Source organism: Methylophaga sp. UBA3613, from assembly GCF_002375415.1.
GTDB lineage: Bacteria > Pseudomonadota > Gammaproteobacteria > Nitrosococcales > Methylophagaceae > Methylophaga.
The window spans coordinates 187,285-205,747 of sequence record NZ_DFLS01000005.1; the positions used below are offsets into that span (position 1 = coordinate 187,285).

Below are 18,463 nucleotides of genomic sequence, written 5' to 3' on the forward strand. Positions count from 1 at the left end.
TTTGTCATGATCCCTCGTTTAAATCGTTTTCCTTTCCACTGCAATCAATGTTAGCTGAAATGGCACAATTTCTGCTCCTTGAGAAGTCACAACGCTCGATATGGCGCGGGCTGGCGCTATTGTGTCAATAACTGCCAGGCTCTCGCACCGATAGAGTGCTGACTTTATCTTCGGAGACTGATAATGCCTGATATGAGTGCGCTGGATGCTTTGTGGATTTTAATTGCAGCGATGCTGGTTCTGATTATGCAGGGTGGATTCCTGTGTCTGGAATCTGGGCTTACCCGAAGTAAAAATGCGATTAACGTAGCGCTTAAAAACGCCTTTGATTTGATCGTTACCGCCATGCTCTTCTGGCTGTTTGGTTTTGGCATCATGTTTGGTGCCCATGAAGGCATGAAACTCGATACTCACTGGTTTCTTGCTGATTTTTCCAGAGATGAATTCTGGCACGCCAGTTTTTTCTTTTTCCAATTAACCTTTTGTGCCACAGCCGCCACGATTGTCTCTGGTGCTATCGCTGAACGCAGTCGCTTTGTGGTTTACATCATCATCACCGCATTAATCAGTCTACTGCTCTACCCGGTGTTTGGTCACTGGGTCTGGAGCAGCGCCGTTAATGAATCTCCTGGTTGGTTGGAAGCCATGGGGTTCACCGATTTTGCCGGCAGCACCGTAGTACACAGTGTGGGTGGCTGGGTAGCACTGGCCGCCGTGATTGTTATCGGCCCACGTACCGGACGTTTCATTCGAGGCAAAGTACAAAACATCCCAGGAAGCAACCTGCCGTTGGCGATTCTTGGCATGCTGTTCTTCATGATCGGTTGGATTGGCTTTAACGGTGGCAGTACACTGGCTTTTACCACGACTATTGCCGGCATCATCGTCAACACCATCATTGCAGCCGCTGCTGGAGGAATCACGGCGATCCTGCTTTCAAAAACACAACAGGATAATAGCCAGACCACCTCGCTCACCATTAATGGCACCCTGGCCGGACTAGTCGCTATTACCGCAGGTTGTCATGTAGTTTCAACACCACAAGCGGCGGTGATTGGAAGCCTTGGCGCGCTGGTGATGTTTCTGGCTGAAAAACAGATGCACCGACTGCAGCTTGATGATGCCATTTCGGCGGTGCCAGTACACTTAGTCGCCGGAATCTGGGGCACACTGGCCGTTGCACTTTTCGGTGATTTGCAACTGCTTGATACCGGCTTAAGCCGCTTTGACCAACTGCAGGTGCAATTACTTGGCATATTTGCCTGTGCCCTGTTTATTTTTCCGCTGACAATCACCTTCCTCTATCTGTTGAATCGTTTCATACCATTGCGCGTCAGCATCGAAGCCGAGCAGCAGGGGCTGAATGTGTCAGAACATGGCGCGAAAACCGAACTGACTGATTTGCTTTCAGCCATGCAAACGCAAGAACGTAGAGGTGATCTGAAGCAGCGGGTACCGGTTGAGCCTTTTACCGAAGTTGGCCAGATTGCATCCCAGTACAACCGGGTGATTGCTAACCTGAACCGTATGGTGACACGCACCCGCTTGATTGTGCGTGATATGCGTGACGGGGTGATTACCTTCTCCAGCCAGGGGATTGTGACCAGCGCCAATCCAGGCGTGGAAATTATGTTCGGCCTTCCTGCTCACCAGTTGGTGGGGCAGCCAACTGATGTTTTACTCCATGAACAAAACCAACAAACTTTTTCGGGCACAACCCCGGAGCATTTATTCGTCACCCTGGCCAGCAGTCAACAACCGGGGCCTTATGAAATCATTGCCCGACACAGTAAGGGCAGCCCTTTTACACTGGAAGTCACCACCACCGCCAGCCCAACCGAGGAGGGCGTGCAATACAGCGCCATGCTGAGGGATATCAGCGAAAGAAAAAAGATGGAGGCTCGTCTGCATCGGCACTCTGAGCTGGCACAAGTCACACTGGAAGCCATCACGGAAGCAGTTGTTACCTGTGATGCAGCGTATAACATCGTCTATCTTAATCCGATGGCCAGTGAACTACTGGGACAGACATCTGAAGAGGCATTCGGTAAACCGATTGACGAGATTATTCTGATTGAAGACAGTGAAGCCACTCAAATTAACATCACGACATTGTGTCAGGACTACTCCGTTAAATCGCCTAACACCCGCCAAAAACGTCTGTTTCTACTGAAAAACAAGCAAGGTGATGAGTTTGAAATCCAACTTAACTGTGCGCCCTTACTTGATACCAACCGTCAAAATATAGGTTGGGTGGTAGCACTTCAGGACATTACTCAAAACAGTCGTTTGCAAAAGATGCTGAGCTTTCAGGCGGTGCACGATACTCTGACTGGCCTCATCAATCGACGTGAATTTGAAAAGCGTTTGGAATCGCTGATCAATGAAGCCCATCAGGATAAAGCGGAGCACCTGCTCTGCTATCTGGATTTAGATCAGTTCAAATTGGTGAATGACACCTGTGGACATAGAGCCGGTGATGTTCTGTTGAAGCAACTCTCAAGTCTGCTTAAACCCATACTGCGTCAGAGCGATACCTTTGCACGGCTGGGGGGTGATGAATTCGGGGTGCTGCTCAGTCATTGTCCAATTGAAAAAGGTCAGGACATTGCAGAGACTCTGCGAAAAACCGTCACTACTTTTCGTTTTTCCTGGGAAGGTCAGGTGTTTTCCGTTGGGGTCAGTATCGGTTTGGTCAGTATTACCGAGGCCAGTGGCAGCCTGGATGAAGTATTGAGTCATGCCGATGCCGCTTGTTATGCAGCCAAAGATCGCGGGCGTAACCGGGTGCACCTGTTTCAACCGGATGATATACAAGCTCAAGAGCATCAAGGGCAAATTCAGTGGGCCAGTCGGTTACAGGAAGCGCTCGATCAAGATCTTTTCCGGCTCTATTATCAAACGATAGTTCCGCTGGAAAACAGCGAAAACACCATGCCGCATTATGAAATCTTGGCCCGTATGATTAGCCCACAAGGCGAAATCATTCCGCCAGGTGCCTTTATTCCAGCCGCCGAACGTTTTGGATTAATGCCCAAAATCGACCAATGGGTGATTCGCAACACACTGGCCTGGATGGGCGATCAACTCCGCCAGAACAACCAGCCGGTTTTTTGCTCGATTAACCTTTCCGGTGCCTCCATCGGTCGTGAAGACTGCTTGCAGTTAATTCAGGAACAACTGGCGAAACGCAAAGTACCGGCCAATAATATTTGCTTTGAAATCACCGAAACCGCTGCCATCGCTGATCCAGCCAATGCCGCTCGCTTCATTACCGAACTGAAACGCCTAGGCTGTCAGTTTGCTTTGGATGATTTTGGAAGTGGCCTCTCTTCATTCGGCTATCTCAAACAATTACCAGTCGACTACTTGAAAATTGACGGTATTTTCATTCAAGAGCTAGCCAATAACCGGATTGACCAGGCCATGGTGGCTTCGATTAACAACATCGGCCATATCATGGGGTTAAAGACCATTGCCGAGTTTGTTGAAGACGCCGCAACACTGAATATCCTGCGTCAAATTGGAGTGGATTATGTTCAGGGCTTTTATCTGTCACGACCAGAGCCATTGGAATCACTCATGAGCGTCCGGGTAATGCCGCGTTAGATGATGGATATTTGGGATCCGCGTCCGGATTAAAGGGTTAGCCAAATAATTTAGTTTTATACTTTATCAAGCTGATTGAAAGAAATAACTCTATTCCTCGCCGATATTTTCGTTCCAGATGTCGTATCAAAGGTATCAGAAACGATTGTATTTAGAGAACTTTCAATCGACCTTATCTCCAAGGTTTCAATCTCAAATATCTTCTAATCGATTAGCTGACTGTGACATCACCATAATTTCATGCTCTTCAAAAGATCTGAGATCTTCCATCAACTCTTTTGCCGAGGATATATCCGCACAATCATGCAGGTAACGATAAAGGTCAATGATTTGCTGATGTTGATGAATGATTACTTGCATAATGTCGGTGGTTGATAGTTCAGAAAATGGTGCATCACAATGATGATGTTGCACGATGGGATTTTTATCAAAGTACTCATAGCACCAGGTATTTAACGCATGTTCATTCCCTGTGACTTCGAATTGGTGCACAGCATGTCCGAGCTTTTCTTCATGCTCTGACAAATAGTTAAGAAGCATTTGTGCTCGCGTATTTTCAGTTTTATCGGCACCACGTTTCAAACATTCTGTGAGGTGTTGATGAAACTCGCTTGTCCAATGAAGAACATCTCTTAACGTTTCAACTTTCATAATAATTTCCAGTATTTTTGTTTGCCGCTGTTATTGGAATAGTTTGAGGGATCAATTGAAGATCAAAGACACAGCCCCTAATCTTCACCGATATCTTCATTCCAGATTTCTGGGTTTTGGGCAATGAAATCGCCGAGCATTTGGATGCATTCCTGCGAGTTAAGATCGATGACCTCTACGCCAGTTTCGCGAAGCCAATCTAGCCCGCCGTCGAAATTTACGGATTCGCCAACAACCACTGTGCCGAAGTTGAATTGCCGTGCCAGCCCGCTGCAATACCAACAGGGTGCAAGTGTTGTGACCATGATTTTGTCGCGATAGGACTTTTGTCTTCCGGCCTTACGAAAGGCATCGGTCTCGGCATGAACAGAAGGATCATTTTCCTGAATTCGGCGATTGTGGCCTGCACCGAGTAGCTTGCCATTTTTATTGAAAACTGCAGCACCGATAGGAATACCACCCTCGGCTAATCCTTGACGCGCTTCATTGATCGCCACTTCCAGCATTGCCTTATAGTCAATGGTTGTCATGCCTGTGTTCCTTCTTCAGGTTGTGTAGATCAAAAGGTTGTAGATCTAAGGAGTCGGCCACCTTGATTTGCAAGTTAGCCATTGAATAATCGAAAAACAACATTATTCATGAAGTTTGCTCCTTTCTCAGTATGAAGCCAAACCAACCCACCTAAATTCAACAGCACAGTTATCCAATAAACATTTATAAACGCTTTCTTACTCGATTTATGGCGTATTTTCTTTTGAGCAATATAGGCTCCTGGCCAACCACCGATTAGAGAAAGTAGGTGCAAGGTGCTTTCTTGCGTTCTCCATCGCCCATTTTGAGCTGCAGATTTATCAATTGCATAAGCGATAAACGCGATTAGGCTCATGATTAGATATACACCGACAATAACTAAAGGCAACTTTCCACTAAAGACTGAGACCAACAGTCCAATGAAAAAGACAATCGTAAAGATACCACCGAAGCCTCTTTGGCTTTTTACTTTATCTCGTTTTTTGGGCTTGGAAATGTCACGAGCAAATTGAATATTTTCAGCCTTATAACGATTATTATTATCGCGAGCTATTTCATAGATAATGACTTCACCATTCGCGGGTCTTCGGGATGGTGGGTTAAAGGCCTTGATATGGACAAAAGCACGTTCTCCACCACCATTTGGCTCGACAAAACCAAAGCCTCGATCATCATTCCAATTTGAAATTTTCCCTTGCAGCTTCATGCTTTCCCTCGCGTTTTATATCTACCAGTTTGTATGGTGCCTCTGGCATAACGTCGATATTGCTAGCTCAAAAATTATTTAGAGTGTTACCAGTTCAAATTTCAGCTTTAACCACCCATCTTCCAATCTGGTGGCCACCGTCTCACTGCGTTTTAATTGATCATTGCTCACATCAGCGTGTTGTTGAATGTAATCGATAATGGTTTGTTGACGTTGTTCAGCTAATTGTTGCAACTGCGTGGCGGATATCGACTCGGCTTCAATTAATCGCTGTTTCAGATCAGCATTGTAAGCCAGCACATCGAGTTCAGCTGTTTCCTGAGTTTCGGTCTTTACAGTGAATTCCTGTTGCAGTGTCCTCAATATTGGACTTAACCCCGCCTCACGATAAAGTGTTTCCAAAACTGTTTGTCGACGTTCTGCCAATTGTGTTTCTGGATCAGTTTGATCTAGACGCGATTCAATACGTTGCTCAACGGCAGCTTGTTTTAGCTGTTGACGATCGGCTTCCATCGCAAAGGTTGGGGGGATGTTTATCGCCAGTTGCGGACGTTCGGCTAATGCTCCTGCGAGCTTCTGTAATTTTTCCTGTTCCGGTGGAGCCAGGTCACTCTCACCAGGCCGGAAACGAATATTGTCTATCGGTTCCTCGTTATCACTGCCGAATAAACCTCCAAGAAATTTGAAAGGCGCTGTCACAATATTGGTGATCGCCTGGTTAATTGCTTGAGTAATTACCGCGCTCATATCAAATTCGGGATCATTGACACTTCCGCTTACTGGAATCGTCAGATCAATCACCCCTTCCTTATTTTTGAGTAACGATACTGCCAAATCAAGTGGCAAATCTAGCGCATCGGGCGCCTCAACCCGCTCCCCAAGCTTGATATCATGCAACACAATATTATTCGTTGCAGAAAGTTCACCCTCAACAACCTTATACGTCAGCTCTACGTCGCCACGTCCTTCGTCGATACGTCTACCTGCAAATTTGATTGTATAGGGGCTCATAGCAGGCAAATCTATATTACTGAACGACAGTTTTACCGTGGCAAATTCGCGAAGGGCTAACGGTTTTATTTCACCATCAATTTCCACCAGACCAAATTCATCAACCTTACCTTCCAATGTCAGCTCTACGGGTTGTTCAGAAAGCGTAGAAAAACCGCTTATTTCGCCATTGAGTGCCTGCATATGTGTATCAAAAACTATCGGCAAACTGGCATCGGTAAAACGCGAACTCGCGTTATTAATAATCGCTTGACCAATTGCCAACTCATAGCCATTGAAGAGACTGTCTTGATCTTTATTCTCTGTCTCAGCTTTGTCGTTTGGTTGCTCCTTGAGTAGTCCTCTTACATTGGTTTCGCCATCTTCGTTAATAAATATGCGGGCATATAGTTCATCAACGATCACTTCTGAGATAGCCAGGCGTTGTTTCGCTAATGAAAAATCAATTGTATTAATGTCTAGCTGGTCAAAGCTGAACAGTTTTTCATTGTTTTTCTGATTATCGAGCTGCACATCTTCAACCGTTAGATTAGCCTGGAGGCTAAACGGCTTTTGTTGATTAGAGGTAATCTGGGCGGTGGAGCTGACTTCACCTTTTACAATACCAACATGTGCATACTTGCTGAGATAAGGTTGCACCGGCTTTAAGGCTAAATTATCTATAGTAGCCTCTGCCTGAACGGCCAGTTCTGGAAACAATTGAATTTCACCCTCAATCCCAATATCACCTCCTGTTTGCAAACTGATATCGGTAGTAAAAGGAATCTGATTACCCTCTGCCAGAGTGAAATTCTGCATGCTGCCAGACAGCATCATTGTAAGAGTAAAGGGCGTTTTCAGTTGCTCATCCATTAACGTCAGCTTGGTATTATTGATGGCCAGATTGGCGATATCGAGCTGAAGTGGTGATGCTTGCGTATCGGGTTCATCAGTGGCTGGATCAGGCATTTTTTCCAATACTTGTAACCAGTCGATTTCACCCTGCTCGTTTAGGGTTGCAGCCAGATTGAAATCATCCAGTGAAACCGATTTTATAGTGAGCTGATTTTCTGGATAAACATAAAGCCCATTACTAATGGTCAGCTTACCGCCTTTTACTAACGCTTCACTCTCACCGGGCTGGTGAATATCTAACTCGGCTATTTCGATATCTATCTCACTGAGATCTATTTTTTTAGTATCACCGGCCAAATTGATGTCGTAAGACGTTTGCAGTTCAACTCGGCCGCTATTCAGTTCAACAGGCAGCTGACCGTTAAAATAACGATATGGCGTCTGCAAACTGAAATTGTTCAGTGTTACCTGGCCTGATAACTGTAACGGTGACATGCTTAACTTTCCGTCTGCGGACAATTTTGCGTCCTTTTCCAGTCCGATATCTAAATCTATATTGGCGGTTTGACTGGCCTCAGTGGAAAAATCTTGTAGCTGAATATTGACCGGACGTAATACCGTTTCAAAAGGCTCCTGCGGATTTTCATCACGATAATGAATCTCACCTTCGGTAAAACTTAACGCTCCAATTTCCAAGGTAAACGGTGACGTGTTTTGTTTATCGGTTTGTTCATCAGTATCTTCCACCACTGCCTCAGAATCTTTTCCGGGCAGGGCAGCTATTAACTGCAGCCAGTTGAGATCACCCTGCTGGTTTCGGGTCAAAGCCAGTTTAAAGTCAGTCAGCGAAACGTTATCCAATATGAGCTGATTTTCTGGAAAAGCATAACTGGCGTTTTTTATCTCCAGTTTCCCGTCTTGCAATAACGCTTTGGTCATGCCCGGCTGAAGAATACTAAAACCGGTCAAGCCTATATCAATCGCACTGAGATCAATATCTGCCGCTTCATCGGCAAAATCGATATCGTAGGATAATTGTAAATCCAGCCGCCCCTGGTTCAATTCAAATGGCAACTGTGCCTTAAAATAACGATAGGGCGACTGTAAACTGAAATTATCCAGCGTTATCTGACCCGATAACTGTAACGGAGACATGCTTAGCTTTCCGTCTGCGGACAATTTTGCGTCATTTTCCAGCCCGACCGCCAAATCTAAACTGGCGTTTTGACTGGCCTCCGTGGAAAAATCTTGCAGATGAATATTGATCGGACGCAATACCGTTTCAAAAGGCTCCTTGGGTACTTCATCCCGATAATGAATCTCGCCATTGGTATAGTTAACCTCAGCTATTTCCAAGCTAAATAAAGATTCGTCCTGTTCGCTGGATTGATTGGCTTCGTCTTCAGCCGCTTCCTCTTTAGCTGAAACTGCCCAGTTGTCTGCCAGTCTTGTCAGCGTATTAGCCGTTGTCGAATAACGACGGAAATGCAGTGTTGTATCGGCCAGATTGATTTCTTCCAGTCGTAAAGTCAGTCTCGCCAGTTGCAAAGGTTGCAGATTGAGGTAAAGCTTTTCTGATGCTGCCAGCGGCTCATCCTGCTCCGTGGTTAATTGCAGATTGTCGACTGTCGCTTCAAATGTATAGGGATTGAAATATATGTTTTCGACACTGGCCTCAACGCCCAGTCTCTGTTGCATTGTCTTCACCAACTGGCGCTCTGCCAGCCACGGAACCAGTAAAAATCCTATCAAGGTATATAACAGCAGAATACTGACAACCCAGATCAGCAAACTTCGATATTTCAGAAAGGTGTTTTTGACAGATTTCATGACTGATGGCTTATCTCAAAGGCAGAGATAAGTCAGTGTACCTAAATATTGCGACTGAGCGTAATCAATAGGCTAAATTTGATTGTTGTATTCAAGCTGCCATTCAGAATAAGCGTTATTACATCATCTTTGGTGTTTCAACCAGTTCTGCCTTAGGCATGCTGAAATAGGCACCTTGGGAAAAATCAATATCGAGTGCCTGGACTTGTTTCTGTACGGCTTCGCAGTGAACAAATTCCGCAACGGTTTTAATGCCGAGACTACGGGCAAATTGCACTACACCACGGGTAACAATAATGGCTGATTGATCATCATTGAGATTTCTTATCAGGCTACCATCGATTTTGATGAGATCCACATTGAGACGCAGCAAATGTTCAAAGTTCGAGTAGCCTGTGCCGAAATCATCAATGGCAATTTTACAGCCAAAGCCTTTGGCTTTATCGATAAACCGACGGACTTCGTTGTAATTATCAATACCATCGGATTCAAGGATTTCGAAAATTAACCTTTTTCCAACCTGATAGGTTTTGAGCTGGTCAAAAATAAACTGGGTTAATTCGGTATCCAGTAAATCACGATAGGAAAGATTAATAGAAAATTCGTAATCCAGTTCGGCAAATTTCTGGAACGATTTTTCCACCATCACCCGTGTCAGCATGCTATCCAGACGTAAATTACTGGCCACCGGCAAAAATACACCGGGACTGATAACCTGCCCATCTGGATCAATCATTCTGATCAGGCATTCATATTTGGTTATCTCACCACTTTGATTATCCATTATGGGTTGGAACCACGGAACAATCCGGTTTTGCTGTAATGCTTGTTTTAGTTGTCTGGCCCAGAACAGGTTTTGTTCATAAATACGCTCTACATCTTGCTTACTGTCATAGATCGCATAATGCCGTGACTTATCACGAGCAATTTTTAATGCGGCTGTGGCGTAACTGATCAATATATCCGGTGAGCTGTCTTTGTCAGGGTCGGCATCATGCTGACCTGCTGCACCAAGGGTTGCCGTTATGCTGATATCCTGATCCTGCCATTGCAGTTGCTGCTCTTGCAGAAAGTCACTTAACTGCCTCAGGAATCCAGTCAGAAACTCCTTGGACCAATCAAAACCCAACAGCACAAATTCATCACCTGATAAGCGATACAGTTTGGCGCTGTCAGCGTGATTATAATCCTGACAAAATGCCCCAATGTTAGTGGTTAGGCTTTGCAAAACCGCATCACCACAATCATTTCCAAAGATACTGTTTAATTCTCGAAACCGATCGATATTCACCAGAATTAAGGTGCAGTTTTGATGTTGCTGCAAATCCAGTAATAACCTTGCCCGGTTAGGTAAACCCGTCAGCTGATCGGTATAGGAGGCCTGCAACTCCTGCATCAGCAAAGCAATACGATAGACCAGATAAGCCGATAGCAGCAAAATGACAATACTGGTTGCAATCAGGATCCGTTGATTAATCACCCGCATCGGGGCAATAACCGCATCAATTTCATTCTTGGGCACGCCCACTGCAAATAGCATCTGAGCCGGTGTGGTCGCGGCATAAAGCACATATTCGATATCTTCAACAGCAAACTGATGCGTTTGCAGCAGGGCTTTTTGCTGTTGGGATTTAAGCTGAGAAATAGCGTTGTTGGATGCCAGTTTAATAAAATCCTGGCTCATTACCGAGTCAATGATCTTCTGGGCATAACGTTCATTATTTAATCTGCTCAAGCTGGATAATTTGCGTTTATTTTTATCGATTAACAGGGCAAAGGTATTTGGCGTGATGCTGACCTGACTGACGAGATCAATTATCTGTTTCGCTTCCCAGTCTGTTGAGGCATAACCAACCACTTGCTGCTGGCTGTTCAAAATGGGTTTTATCAGCGTTAACACGGCACTGTCCGTGATTTCATTGTAATAAGCTGGTGTCCAATGGATTTCATTGCCTTCAATTTTCGTTTTGTCTTTAACAGCAATACCTGCCAAATCGAACCATTGTTGTTGCTCAATGCTTAAGAGTCGGGAACTTGATTCAGTTAATACTTGGATGCTGTTCGTTTTATCCCGAAATACATAGCGTGATATCGGCTGTCCTTTCAGGCTGACGTATTCTGGATCAAACCAGATCCCGACCGCTAATGTGCCTTCAAAGTCTTTCAACTTGTCCTGTAACATCATGCCTAACTCGGCATTTAACACCTGAGAGTTACTTTCTGAAGCAAATAAATCTGCAAAAAGGCTGCCGATACGCGCTAAGCCATTGGTGTCACGTTCCAATGCACTTTGGGTTTGGACAATTTTGTTCAGATTACTGAAAAAAGTCTCTTCAATCTGCTTCTGGCGAACTTCGCCAATGGTATCTTCCGAATAATTCAGATTCAGTGACGATAAAATCCACATCCCGGCAATAAACAGGATGACCAGCATAAACAACATCCACAGGATGAGTTTTTTGGAAGAATCGACCAGTAATGAACGAAGCATCAGATGATGACCATTTTATACATCCTTAAAAGCCCTTAATTCTGACCGTCAAGAACGCGTTGAATTTGCTGTCGAGCCAGATTAATAGCCTCAGGATTCACTTGAGGGCGAAGATTTTCCGCCAGCTTTTCTGCCTCGGCTGAACCTTGTTGTTGGGCTACTTCATACCAGATGACCGCTTTGGCTTTTTTCTCAGTAAGGTCACTTTGTTGTAACTGTCGCCCCATCAGTAAGGAAGACTCAGCATATCCAGCACGAGCAGCTTGAATCAGCCATTTTTCTGCTTGTGTGATGCTCGCTGGATTTTTATTTTGTTGAATTAACAACGCTCCCAGCGAGTGCTTGGCCGGAACATAGTTATTTAAGGCCGCACGTTGAAACCATTTGAGCGCCAGATCTTTATTCTGTTGGGTGCCTTTACCCATTTCATAAAATAAACCCAGCATATGTTGTGCTTCGGCATAACCATCCTGCCCAGATTTCTCAAACCATTCAAAAGCGGTTTGATAATCCTGTTGCACACCAAGTCCCAAAGCGTAGATCTCACCAATAAGATAACGTGCGCGTGGTGAATCCTGCTCAACTTTCTCCGCCCATTGCAGAGATTGTGAATATTCCGTCAGAGCTTTATGAATAACCGCCATATTTAACTGGGAGCGCACATCGCCCTTGTTTGCCGGTGGCAGACAGGCCTGTTTGGCTTCACGAAAATTGCTGATGGTTGTTAACAAATAACAGTCGTTTAACTGTTCTTTATTCACATTTGAAACAATGGCTTTATCCACCACCACTTTTTCATCAGAGACGGGAGGTTCGGCTTGAGAAGATGCTGTGGGTGCTTGTTTGTTGGCTTCGGCCAGTCTCACAGCAAACTGTTCCACATCTTTCGGGCAGGAGTAGCTGTATCCCGCCTTATATAGATTCAATGACTCTTGGGTAAGTGGTCGAGTGAGATATTTATCGGCAATTTCCTGGCAGCGAACTTTACGTTCTGCACTGACCTTTCGTAGTGGTTCGGCACGACGTTCATCATCAATATGCTGATTGATATAATCGGTAAGCGGATCGATATAGGGCTGGGCAAATAAGACTTCAATTTCATCATCGTAATTTGCCGCTGCCCCATCACTGGTTTGTGCTAGCCACTCTCTGGATTGCGCAAAAATATCCTTTGGCTGATAACCAGCGCAGCCAAAGAGCATACTGCTAAAAAGCAGAGTTAATGCCAGTCGTTGCAATTTTAACCTTCAACATCAAATTAGAATGTATTAATGTAGGTTAATCTAATTTTGGGTAAATTTCCTTTATTTATGTAGGACATTAATTGTCTGATCGCTTATCAGCTGTCTTTATATCTAATCTCAAGTCTGTTCTATTGCAAATCATGACGCGTTTTGCAGAAAAACCTCATCCCCTAGCTGAATTACTGCACTTTGTTTGATGGCTCCATAAACACCCAGATTTTGATCGGCTTGTTTCACAATGCTGCGTAATATGCTGCTGTCCGATTCCAGTTTTTGTTGAGATCGGGTCACTGCCCCACAACGTGGTGTGCTGCTATTGCATGCAATGGTGGCACGACCAATTCGTAGTTTATTATCAATCCATGCCTGTTCAACCAGTCCTTCCATACCGGGCAGCGTTTCAATCACCAGATTGGGACGAAAGCGTTGCACATCCCAATCGGCTTCCGGATTAAGTTGTTGCATATGGGCTAGCGTCGCAGTGGTGAGCAGGTGAAAAGATGTCACCAGAAAAAACGTACCTGGGAGAGACACAAAATCCTTTGCTGCTAATGGCAAATCATCCAGGATCTCTGGCAAGGGTTCACCGGCTTCTCGATTAAACGTGGCTTTTAATTCTTCCAGCCAGGTATGGTCATCTTTTTTATGCCGCCGATAAAAATCCAGCTCGGCTAGGGGCCTCAGCGATTCAAGGGTCGAATTATGGCCGGTTAATTCAGATAACAAACTATGGATCTGGGGATCGTCACTGCCTACAACACGACCATCCGGAAAATGAATATCGACCTGATCATGTGCCCCGGTCATCTGGGTACTGCGACAACGAGCAACACAACGTAATAACTGGGGCCTGAATTTACAGCTTTGAATTTCCTGACGTGCCACATCACGCAACGCCCAGATACGATCGCCTTGCAAGCCCATATCGCCAAGATGGCAATAGTTCAGGCTTTCTCCCGCCATACCTTTCACCGGATAACGCCAGATTTGTTTTACAGTTCCTACTTTGATCATGAATGCTCCTGAAAGATTCGATACGTTCAGTTTTTCATGCTCACGTCGTTGTAATGCACGCTATTATTTTATGGCAGAGCCATCCGGAAATAGAGACGTTTTGAAACAGTTATTCTGTGCCGAAGCTATTACTGCCCGTCAGTGAACGCAGTTTATTTACGGCCAACGAAGCCGCTGCTGTACGGGTTTCCACTCCCAGTTTGGTAAACACATGTTCCATATGTTTATTGACGGTACGTGGACTGGTACCGAGAATCTCACCAATACTTTTGTCGGTTTTGCCAAGGATCACCCAGTGCAATACTTCCGACTCCCGATTGGTTAAATTGAATACCGCTCTCAAGGCTTCAATCTGTGCGGTTTCAGACTCTTCTCGTAACAGGATCAGCCATTGCTCTTCACTTTGCAGATCAGCAGGGTTAAAAATAAGTCGCCCGGTGGGTTTATGCACAATGTAAGGACGTAACCGTCTTTCTCCCCCCTGATGTAACTGCAACACCCAATCCTGCAAGGCTTCGGGGGTATCCTGAATCAAAAGATCGTCTTCATGACTCATATATTTTTCAATCAACTGACGCGCCAGAGGTGTCTGCCAGACAATTTTGCCGGTGCTCGGTAATACCGCAATAGCAGCCTGACCGAATGCATCCAGAGCGCCCTGTGTCTGATTGATCAAACGGGAGTTTTTCAAATGGGTATTAATCCGGGCAATAACTTCGACAGGGCTCAACGGTTTGGTCACATAATCGATGCCTCCTGCTGAGAACCCGGCGACCACATGCTCGGATTCGGTCAGACCAGTCATAAAAATCACCGGAATATGGCGGGTATTCAGATCATGCTTAAGGTGCCTGCAAACTTCAAAACCATCCATACCTGGCATTAACGCATCCAGCAGAACAATATCCGGTGTTGCGTCCAGACTGATTTTTAATGCGGATTCACCATTATCAGCCACCAGAACGGTATAACCGGATTCCACCAAAGCATCATGTAAAAGCGCCAGCGTATCGGGGGTGTCGTCGACCACCAGCACTACTGCATTAAGCGGGCTTTCAGACATTAGCTAATTTCTCTTCTATAAAGGTTTTCATGGTGCCTAATTGAAATTTTTCAGACATTTGGCGTATTTCACTAACAAACTGTTCGCAGGCCAGTCCTTGTTCATCAATCTCGGTAATCAGTTTACGGACGCCGACCAGATAGCCCATGTTGATCATCTCCAGCAAGTTATTTAAGACCTCAACCGGGGGCAGTGAATATTCCACCACGGAAGTTTCTGATACCAGTTCTTCCTTGCTCTCGATCCATTGCAGATTCAATCGTTCGCCAATCCAGTTGATCAGTTCAAATAGATTGACCGGTTTCAGGATAAAGTCTTTATCAGTAATACCCGATGAATTTTCCAGGTTTTTATCAAAGGCATTGGCTGAAATAATGCCGATTTTGACATCAGACTTATGTACATTACGGATCAGATGACAGGTTTCCCAACCGTCCATTTCCGGCATAGCTAAATCCATAAAAATGATTTCGGGCTGAAAGTCCGGATAAATCCGTAAACATTCGGCTCCCGATGCGGCTTCTCTGACGTCAAACCCCAGCGGCTCAAGAATATTTAACAGCAGTTCCCGATCCACCGGTTCGTTATCGACCACCAGTAATTTACGCCGCGGTCCCCGGTAACCCACTGGCATTCGGGTGGAGATAAGCGGCAAATCTTCTTCGACCCGCACTGAGGGTAAAAACAGTCGGACAAAAAATGTGGTGCCTTTGCCTACGTGGCTTTCAACATGCAAAACACCGCCCATCAACTCAGTGAGCAACTTGCTGATCGTCAGTCCCAATCCGGTACCACCGATTCCCTGCGCCGCACTGCCCCGAATAAACGGCTCAAAAATATGATCCAGTTCGGATTGCTTGATGCCCGGGCCGGTATCTTCAACTTCTATCGATAGAAATTCGCGGGCATGGTTAAAGCGCAGATAAATAGCCCCCTCACTGGTGTATTTCACTGCATTACCAATGATATTAATCAATATCTGGCTTAAACGTTTGTGATCAGCACGCACAATACGAGGTAAATCCGAGCTGATCTCATATTCAAATTTCAGCCCTTTATTAATCGCCTGCAATTCAAACATACTGATAATTTGCTGGATATATTCAGGAAAACGCAGTGATTTGATATCAAATTGCAGCTTTCCACCTTCTATACGGGCAATATCCAAAGTACCTTCAATCAACGACAGCAGATGCTCACCGCTACGCAGAATGACTTTAATGGCATTTTTATTTTCTGTCGTTACATCAGCATTGTTATCCATCAATTGGGCATAGCCCAGAATGCTGTTTAATGGGGTACGTAACTCATGACTGATACCAGTGATATAGCGACTTTTAGCCTGATTTGCCTGTTCTGCAATAACACGAGCCTGCTGCAGTTCAGCATCGGTTTGTTCATGTAAAATGATTTCACGCTGTAGCAAGTTGGTTTGATGGTTGGATTCCTGCTGTGCCACATTGCGGCTTTGCGAGGTATGAATCAGCCACCAGACAATAATGCCACTGACCAGAACCAGGGCGGCAAAAGCCTTGAGAAAACCCACTTGTATTTCAGGCAAAATCTGCGCTGCGTTGTCCGTGGTGGTCAGCGATATATGCAGATAGATCAATCCAAAAATGGATGCCAGTAGTAACACCGTCATCCCCATCAGCAGGATGTAATGTCCTACACCATTCTGGATATAGCCCCACAAGGATTTAGGCAACAGTTTTGTCATGGCCGCCTGCCACTGCGAATCCAGTTTGGCATGTGGCTTACAAGCATCATTGCAGCGAGCATCCAGACAACAGCACAATGAGCAGATAGCACCCTGATAGGCTGGACAATAGGCTATGTCATCAATTTCATATTCCCGCTCACAAATACTGCAGATTTCTTTGGTTTTGCCGGGATGAAACTTATACGGCTGGCGCGCCAGGTAATATTTTCCCTTGGTCCACCAGGCAAATAATGGAGAACAAATTAACGCCGTAAACATGGCGATAAAAGATGAAAATGACTGCGCTTCCAAACCAAACACGCCGACAAAAGCCAACACTGAAAACAAAGAGGCGATGGCCATTGCCCCCACCCCAACCGGATTAATGTCATATAGATAGGCCCGGCGGAATTCGACGCCTTTGGGACTTAAACCCAGGGGTTTATTAATCACCAGATCGGCTACTACAGCCGTGATCCAGGAAATAGCAATATTCGAATATAGTCCCAAAATCTGTTCCAGTGCCTGAAACACATCTAGCAGCATCAGCATGGTGGCTATCAACACATTGAATAATAACCACACCACACGGCCAGGATGGCTGTGGGTCAGGCGGGCAAAGAAATTGGACCAGGCCAGTGAACCAGCGTAAGCATTGGTGATATTGATCTTGATTTGTGACAGCACCACAAAAAATACTGTGACCGCCAGCAATACATCCGCGTTGGAGAAAACATAGCTAAATGCCACATGGTACATATAGGTGGGGTTAACGGCTTCTTCAACCGACTTTGCCCCATTTAACACCAGATAAGCCAATAACACCCCGGCAAACATTTTGATCATGCCGATAAAAATCCAGCCCGGACCGGCGAATATGACTCCTAAATGCCAACGAAAACGGTTTTTTTGGGTTTTTTCCGGCATAAATCGCAGAAAGTCGACCTGCTCACCCACCTGAGGGATCAATGCCATACCAATGGCAATGGCAGTACCAAACATGTAAATATTAAACGTACTGTCATAACCGGAGCTGCCGGCAAAACTCATCAAGCCCCGAATGGCATCGGGTTCTTTGGCGAAAATAAAGATAAATGGCAGCACCATGAGGAACAGCCAGATCGGTTGAGTGATCATCTGAATCCGGCTGATTAAAGTCACCCCGTGGGTCACTAATGGAATCACCACCACCGCCGATATCAAATACCAGACATAGATTGGCAGGTCGAAATACATGCTCAGGGCGTACGCCATGATCACGGCTTCAAGCGCAAAAAGAATAAAGGTGAAGGTCGCGTAGACAAATGAAGAAATAGTAGAACCGATATAGCCAAATCCCGCACCGCGGGTCAGCAAATCCATATCCAGGCCGTATTTGGCGGCATAATAACTGATGGGCAAACTGGTCATAAAGATAATCAGACTAATGGTCAGAATGGCCCAAAAGGCATTCACAAAACCAAAATTGACAGCTAATGCACCGCCGATAACCTCCAGAACCAGAAAGGAAATAGCACCCAGTGCCGTATTGGAGACACGAAAAATTGACCACTTTCTGAAAGAGTGGGGTGTGAAACGCAGCGCATAGTCTTCCAGCGTTTCATTAGCGACCCAGGTATTGTAATCACGACGAATTTTGACAATACGCTGTGGTGCATTATGTTCTGATGAATCCATCAAAGCTTCACTTCCTGATACATTTAGCCCAACCGATTGATGGATATCCATGCTCCAGATTAAATGCGCTGGGTGTAACTTACCCAATAACATCATAATG

10 protein-coding genes are annotated in these 18,463 nt (G+C 45.3%); 1 reads left to right on the forward strand and 9 read right to left on the reverse strand.

Annotation, left to right across the window (positions count from 1 at the left end; genetic code table 11):
- Positions 1 to 183 precede the first annotated feature (183 nt).
- A complete protein-coding gene (gene amt / locus B3S93_RS05885) occupies positions 184 to 3,609 on the forward strand; it encodes an ammonium transporter (RefSeq protein WP_292403640.1) in 3,426 nt (1,141 codons plus the stop codon).
- Between the two features lie 192 nt (positions 3,610 to 3,801).
- Here amt and B3S93_RS05890 read toward each other — a convergent pair whose 3' ends face one another.
- The 9 genes from B3S93_RS05890 to B3S93_RS05930 form a co-directional block, all read right to left on the reverse strand.
- Positions 3,802 to 4,260 (reverse strand): ATPase, encoded by a 459-nt coding sequence (locus B3S93_RS05890; protein ID WP_292403638.1) that lies wholly within the window; start codon positions 4,258 to 4,260, stop codon positions 3,802 to 3,804.
- 77 nt (positions 4,261 to 4,337) lie between these two features.
- Complete coding sequence (locus B3S93_RS05895; RefSeq protein WP_292354423.1) at positions 4,338 to 4,790, reverse strand: nucleoside deaminase; 453 nt, start codon at positions 4,788 to 4,790, stop codon at positions 4,338 to 4,340.
- A gap of 74 nt (positions 4,791 to 4,864) precedes the next feature.
- Positions 4,865 to 5,497, reverse strand: coding sequence for a cold shock and DUF1294 domain-containing protein (locus tag B3S93_RS05900; RefSeq protein WP_292403635.1), 633 nt, complete (start codon positions 5,495 to 5,497; stop codon positions 4,865 to 4,867).
- 78 nt (positions 5,498 to 5,575) lie between these two features.
- Positions 5,576 to 9,172, reverse strand: coding sequence for a DUF748 domain-containing protein (locus B3S93_RS05905; RefSeq protein WP_292403632.1), 3,597 nt, complete (start codon positions 9,170 to 9,172; stop codon positions 5,576 to 5,578).
- 118 nt (positions 9,173 to 9,290) lie between these two features.
- Positions 9,291 to 11,663 (reverse strand): EAL domain-containing protein, encoded by a 2,373-nt coding sequence (locus tag B3S93_RS05910; protein WP_292403629.1) that lies wholly within the window; start codon positions 11,661 to 11,663, stop codon positions 9,291 to 9,293.
- Positions 11,664 to 11,698: 35 nt separating this feature from the next.
- On the reverse strand, positions 11,699 to 12,901 hold the full coding sequence (locus tag B3S93_RS05915) for a tetratricopeptide repeat protein (protein WP_292403626.1): 1,203 nt from the start codon (positions 12,899 to 12,901) through the stop codon (positions 11,699 to 11,701).
- A gap of 144 nt (positions 12,902 to 13,045) precedes the next feature.
- Positions 13,046 to 13,921 (reverse strand): MOSC domain-containing protein, encoded by an 876-nt coding sequence (locus B3S93_RS05920; protein WP_292403624.1) that lies wholly within the window; start codon positions 13,919 to 13,921, stop codon positions 13,046 to 13,048.
- Positions 13,922 to 14,030: 109 nt separating this feature from the next.
- Positions 14,031 to 14,984, reverse strand: coding sequence for a response regulator transcription factor (locus tag B3S93_RS05925; RefSeq protein WP_292354412.1), 954 nt, complete (start codon positions 14,982 to 14,984; stop codon positions 14,031 to 14,033).
- Positions 14,977 to 18,363, reverse strand: a complete 3,387-nt coding sequence (locus B3S93_RS05930; protein ID WP_292403621.1) for a hybrid sensor histidine kinase/response regulator — start codon at positions 18,361 to 18,363, stop codon at positions 14,977 to 14,979. The genes B3S93_RS05925 and B3S93_RS05930 overlap by 8 nt, the downstream gene beginning before the upstream one ends.
- Positions 18,364 to 18,463 lie beyond the last annotated feature (100 nt).

What these genes read in the sequence shown, in the direction of transcription:
- amt (WP_292403640.1), top strand. Translation starts at nt 184, where the DNA reads ATGCCTGATATGAGTGCGCTGGATGCTTTGTGGATTTTAATTGCAGCG.
- B3S93_RS05890 (WP_292403638.1), bottom strand. Translation starts at nt 4,260, where the DNA reads ATGAAAGTTGAAACGTTAAGAGATGTTCTTCATTGGACAAGCGAGTTT.
- B3S93_RS05895 (WP_292354423.1), bottom strand. Translation starts at nt 4,790, where the DNA reads ATGACAACCATTGACTATAAGGCAATGCTGGAAGTGGCGATCAATGAA.
- B3S93_RS05900 (WP_292403635.1), bottom strand. Translation starts at nt 5,497, where the DNA reads ATGAAGCTGCAAGGGAAAATTTCAAATTGGAATGATGATCGAGGCTTT.
- B3S93_RS05905 (WP_292403632.1), bottom strand. Translation starts at nt 9,172, where the DNA reads ATGAAATCTGTCAAAAACACCTTTCTGAAATATCGAAGTTTGCTGATC.
- B3S93_RS05910 (WP_292403629.1), bottom strand. Translation starts at nt 11,663, where the DNA reads ATGCTTCGTTCATTACTGGTCGATTCTTCCAAAAAACTCATCCTGTGG.
- B3S93_RS05920 (WP_292403624.1), bottom strand. Translation starts at nt 13,921, where the DNA reads ATGATCAAAGTAGGAACTGTAAAACAAATCTGGCGTTATCCGGTGAAA.
- B3S93_RS05925 (WP_292354412.1), bottom strand. Translation starts at nt 14,984, where the DNA reads ATGTCTGAAAGCCCGCTTAATGCAGTAGTGCTGGTGGTCGACGACACC.
- B3S93_RS05930 (WP_292403621.1), bottom strand. Translation starts at nt 18,363, where the DNA reads ATGGATTCATCAGAACATAATGCACCACAGCGTATTGTCAAAATTCGT.